This is a genomic window from Pseudomonas sp. P5_A12, assembly GCF_056400685.1.
The window spans coordinates 1-4,578 of record NZ_JBFUKU010000365.1 but is presented as its reverse complement, the minus strand read 5'-3'; the positions used below and the strand labels follow the sequence as shown (position 1 = coordinate 4,578).

5 protein-coding genes are annotated in these 4,578 nt (G+C 59.3%); 4 read left to right on the top strand and 1 reads right to left on the bottom strand.

The annotated features are described in order from the left end of the window. Positions 1–18: 18 nt before the first annotated feature. From ftsY to rpoH, 4 genes are all read left to right on the top strand, one after another. Positions 19–1,278 (top strand): signal recognition particle-docking protein FtsY, encoded by a 1,260-nt coding sequence (gene ftsY, locus AC1DSG_RS27925; protein WP_477793760.1) that lies wholly within the window; start codon positions 19–21, stop codon positions 1,276–1,278. Next, positions 1,278–1,949, top strand: a complete 672-nt coding sequence (gene ftsE, locus AC1DSG_RS27920) for a cell division ATP-binding protein FtsE (protein WP_007945516.1) — start codon at positions 1,278–1,280, stop codon at positions 1,947–1,949. The genes ftsY and ftsE overlap by 1 nt, the downstream gene beginning before the upstream one ends. Beyond that, positions 1,946–2,968, top strand: coding sequence for a permease-like cell division protein FtsX (gene ftsX / locus AC1DSG_RS27915; RefSeq protein ID WP_477793759.1), 1,023 nt, complete (start codon positions 1,946–1,948; stop codon positions 2,966–2,968). The genes ftsE and ftsX overlap by 4 nt, the downstream gene beginning before the upstream one ends. Positions 2,969–3,080: 112 nt before the next feature. Then, positions 3,081–3,935, top strand: a complete 855-nt coding sequence (rpoH, locus tag AC1DSG_RS27910) for an RNA polymerase sigma factor RpoH (RefSeq protein WP_007897890.1) — start codon at positions 3,081–3,083, stop codon at positions 3,933–3,935. Positions 3,936–4,123: 188 nt separating this feature from the next. Here rpoH and mtgA read toward each other — a convergent pair. Then, positions 4,124–4,578 (bottom strand): monofunctional biosynthetic peptidoglycan transglycosylase (gene mtgA, locus AC1DSG_RS27905; RefSeq protein WP_477793758.1); only part of this gene is annotated, 455 nt, incomplete at its 5' end.

Sequence of the window (4,578 nt, the reverse complement as noted above, 5' to 3'; positions counted from 1 at the left end):
GTTGTAGCGCCAGTCGTCGTGGCTGCACCTGAACCGGTTGTAGCGCCAGTCGTCGTGGCTGCACCTGAACCGGTTGTAGCGCCAGTCGTCGTGGCTGCACCTGAACCGGTTGTAGCGCCAGTCGTCGTGGCTGCACCTGAACCGGTTGTAGCGCCAGTCATCGTGGCCGAACCTGAACCAGTGGTTGCAGAACCTGTGGTTCCCGCTTTCATTGCTCCGGTTGCTCCGGTTGCTCCGGTTGCTCCGGTTGCTCCGGTTGCTCCGGTTGCTCCGGTTGCTCCGGTTGTACAAGCACCTGTCGCCGCTCCCGTCGAAACGCCCGTCGAGCCACCGCGTACAGAAGAATCCAAAGCTGGTTTCTTCGCCCGCCTCAAGCAAGGTCTGTCCAAGACCAGCGCCAGCATCGGCGAAGGCATGGCCAGTCTGTTTCTGGGCAGAAAGGCCATCGATGACGAGCTGCTCGAAGACCTCGAAACCCGCCTGCTGACCGCCGACGTTGGCGTCGAAGCCACGTCGGTGATCATCCAGCGCCTGACCCAAAAGGTCGCGCGCAAAGAACTGGCCGATGCCGATGCACTGTACAAATCCCTGCAAGCCGAGCTGGCAGCGATGCTCAAGCCAGTCGAGCAACCGCTGAAAATCACCTCGCAGAACAAGCCGTTCGTGATTCTGGTGGTGGGCGTCAACGGCGCCGGCAAGACCACCACCATCGGCAAATTGGCGAAGAAGCTGCAACTCGAAGGCAAGAAAGTCATGCTCGCGGCCGGTGACACCTTCCGCGCCGCAGCGGTCGAGCAATTGCAGGTTTGGGGCGAACGCAACAAGATTCCGGTCATCGCCCAGCACACCGGCGCCGACTCGGCATCGGTTATCTTCGATGCCGTGCAAGCCRCCAAGGCCCGTGGCATTGATGTGTTGATCGCCGACACCGCCGGTCGCCTACACACCAAAGACAATTTGATGGAAGAGCTGAAGAAAGTTCGCCGGGTCATCGGCAAGCTCGATGCCGACGCGCCGCACGAAGTGTTGTTGGTGCTCGATGCGGGCACCGGCCAGAACGCCATCAACCAGGCCAAACAATTCAACCAGACCGTCGAACTGACCGGCCTGGCGCTGACCAAGCTCGACGGCACCGCCAAGGGTGGGGTGATTTTCGCCCTGGCCAAGCAGTTTGGCCTGCCGATCCGCTACATCGGCGTCGGTGAAGGCATCGATGATTTGCGTACCTTTGAAGCAGAACCCTTTGTCCAGGCACTGTTTGCCGAGCGGGAGCGTTAATGATTCGTTTCGAACAGGTCGGTAAACGCTACCCGAACGGTCACGTCGGCTTGCATGAGCTGAGCTTTCGAGTCCGTCGGGGCGAATTCTTGTTTGTAACCGGCCATTCTGGCGCCGGTAAAAGCACCTTGTTGCGACTGCTGCTGGCGATGGAGCGTCCGACCACTGGCAAATTGCTGTTGGCCGGCCAGGACCTCGCGACCATCAGCAGCGCGCAGATTCCTTATCTTCGCCGGCAGATCGGCGTGGTGTTCCAGAATCACCAGTTGCTGTTCGATCGCACAGTGTTCAACAACGTCGCGTTACCCCTGCAGATCCTTGGCCTGTCGAAGGCCGAGATCGTCAAGCGCGTGGATTCGGCCCTGGAGCGCGTGGCGCTCTCGGACAAAACCGATTTGTACCCCGGCGACCTGTCCACCGGTCAGCAGCAGCGCGTCGGCATCGCCCGCGCCATCGTTCACCGGCCGGCATTGTTGTTGGCGGATGAACCGACCGGTAACCTCGATCCGCGTCTGGCCGCCGAAATCATGGGCGTGTTCGAAGACATCAACCGCTTGGGTACCAGTGTGCTGATCGCCAGTCACGACCTGGCGCTGATCGCCCGTATGCGTCACCGCATGCTGACGCTGCAACGTGGTCGATTGATTGGCGACGGGGAGGCTGCCGAATGAGCGCGACACGCAGCCCCAAAGTTTCCGAACGTGTAGCCCCGAAGGCTGCCGATCCGCAACCGCAAAAGAAAAAACACGAAGATGACGACGGCCCGGACTTCGCCACGTTGTTCCGCGCCTGGGTGGAAAGCCATCGCGCCAGTCTGCTGGACAGCTTGCGTCGCTTGGGCAAGCAGCCCGTCGGCAGCTTTTTCACCTGCATGGTGATGGCCGTTGCGCTGAGTTTGCCGATGGGGCTGTCACTTTTGCTGAGTAACGTCGAGCGGCTGGGCGGTTCCTGGCAGCGTGCGGCGCAAATTTCCCTGTACCTGCAATTGGAGGCCAGCGCTGCTGAGGGCGAGTCGCTGCGCGAGCAGATCAAAGGGATGCCGGGTGTAGCGGATGCGCAATATGTCGGTCGCGATCAGGCGCTGGAAGAGTTCCAGCAGCAGTCCGGTTTGGGCGATGCGCTGAAGGAATTGCCGGAAAACCCGCTGCCTGGCGTGGTTCTGGTGACTCCGAAGGAAGTCGACAAGCCCGCGCTTGAAGCATTAAGACAAAAACTTTCGGAGTTGCCGAAGGTACAACAGGCGCAACTTGATCTAGTCTGGGTCGAGCGTCTGGCCGCCATCCTCAAGCTGGGCGACCGTTTTGTCTTCGGTCTGACCGTGCTGCTGGTTTCTGCATTACTTTTGGTGATAGGCAATACCATTCGTCTTCATATTGAAAACCGCCGCACAGAGATAGAAGTGATTAAACTCGTCGGCGGCACGGACAGCTATGTGCGCAGGCCATTTTTGTACATGGGCGCGCTTTATGGCTTCGGTGCGGGGATGCTGTCCTGGGGTGTACTGGCGTTTGGCTTGAACTGGTTGAATGAATCGGTGGTTGGGCTGGCCGGTTTGTACGGCAGTGATTTCGCGCTGGCCGGAGTGCCAGCTGCCGACGGTCTGTCTCTCTTGCTTGGCGCGGTGCTGTTGGGGTATATCGGTGCATGGATTGCAGTCGCACGCCACCTGAGGGAGCTTGCGCCTAAGTAGTATCATTTTGCTCGTATTGACCTTTCAGCGTTTATGGGAACTTGTTTTTCGGTTTTCGGTCAATTTTCGCAGTGCTGAACTGCACGAGTTTGTAAGTGGGAGGTTTTTTCGTATGACCAATTCTTTGCAACCTGCATATGCTCTGGTCCCGGGTGCGAACCTGGAGGCCTATGTGCACACCGTGAACAGCATTCCATTGCTGACGCCGGAGCAGGAGCGTGAACTGGCCGAGAGTCTCTATTATGAGCAGGATTTGGGGGCGGCTCGGCAGATGGTGCTCGCCCACCTGCGTTTTGTCGTACATATCGCCCGTAGCTATTCCGGCTACGGTCTGGCTCAGGCTGACCTGATCCAGGAAGGTAACGTCGGCCTGATGAAGGCCGTCAAACGCTTCAACCCGGAAATGGGTGTGCGTCTGGTTTCGTTCGCGGTGCACTGGATCAAGGCGGAAATCCACGAGTTCATCCTGCGCAACTGGCGCATCGTGAAGGTCGCGACCACCAAGGCCCAGCGCAAGCTGTTCTTCAACCTGCGCAGCCAGAAGAAGCGTCTGGCCTGGTTGAACAACGAGGAAGTCCACCGCGTGGCGGAAAGCCTCGGTGTAGAGCCGCGGGAAGTGCGCGAGATGGAAAGTCGCCTGACCGGCCATGACATGGCCTTCGACCCGGCCGCGGAAGCGGACGACGACAGTGCTTTCCAGTCGCCAGCCAACTATCTGGAAGACCACCGGTACGACCCGGCCCGTCAACTGGAAGATGCTGACTGGAGCGACAACTCCAACCACAACCTGCACGAAGCGCTGGAAGTGCTGGACGACCGCAGCCGTGACATCCTTTATCAGCGCTGGTTGGCTGAAGAGAAAGCCACGCTGCACGACCTGGCGCAGAAGTACAACGTGTCGGCCGAGCGTATCCGTCAGCTCGAAAAGAGCGCGATGAACAAGCTCAAGTTGTCGATTGCGGCATAACCTGCGAACCGGCAATAAAAAACGCCCCGATCATTGATCGGGGCGTTTTTGTTTGTACATATTTTTTAGCGTCACCTTGGTCACTGTGGGAGCGGGCTTGCCCGCGATGACGGCTGATCATTCACCATTGATGTCGACTGACACTATGCCTTCGCGGGCAAGCCCGCTCCCACAGGGGATTTGCGGTGTTATTGAGCCCAAGGCGCCCGGCGAGAATCGTTGAGGCCAGCCAGATAGCTGTCCCCACCGAGCTGACTCATCTGCCGCCGAATCCACCCGGCCCGTCGTGCGACGTAGTTGGTCGGATGGCTCGCGCTCCACACTCGCGGGTTGGGCAATACGGCGGCCAGCAAGCTCGATTGCTGGCGGCCAAGACTTTTGGCGCTCACACCAAAGTGATGCCTGGCCGCCGCTTCGGCGCCAAACACCCCGTCATCCCACTCGACGCTGTTGAGGTACACCTCAAGAATCCGCTGTTTGGGCCAGAGCACTTCGATCAGCGCGGTGAACCAGGCTTCCAGGCCTTTGCGCAACCAACTGCGGCCAGACCACAGGAACAGATTCTTCGACACTTGCTGGCTCAGCGTGCTGGCGCCGCGAATCGAACCGCCCAGTTCGTTATGAGCCAGTTCGTTATGAGCCA

Coding starts and splice junctions, on each gene's coding strand:
- ftsX (WP_477793759.1), top strand. CDS start 1,946: ATGAGCGCGACACGCAGCCCCAAAGTTTCCGAACGTGTAGCCCCGAAG.
- ftsE (WP_007945516.1), top strand. CDS start 1,278: ATGATTCGTTTCGAACAGGTCGGTAAACGCTACCCGAACGGTCACGTC.
- rpoH (WP_007897890.1), top strand. CDS start 3,081: ATGACCAATTCTTTGCAACCTGCATATGCTCTGGTCCCGGGTGCGAAC.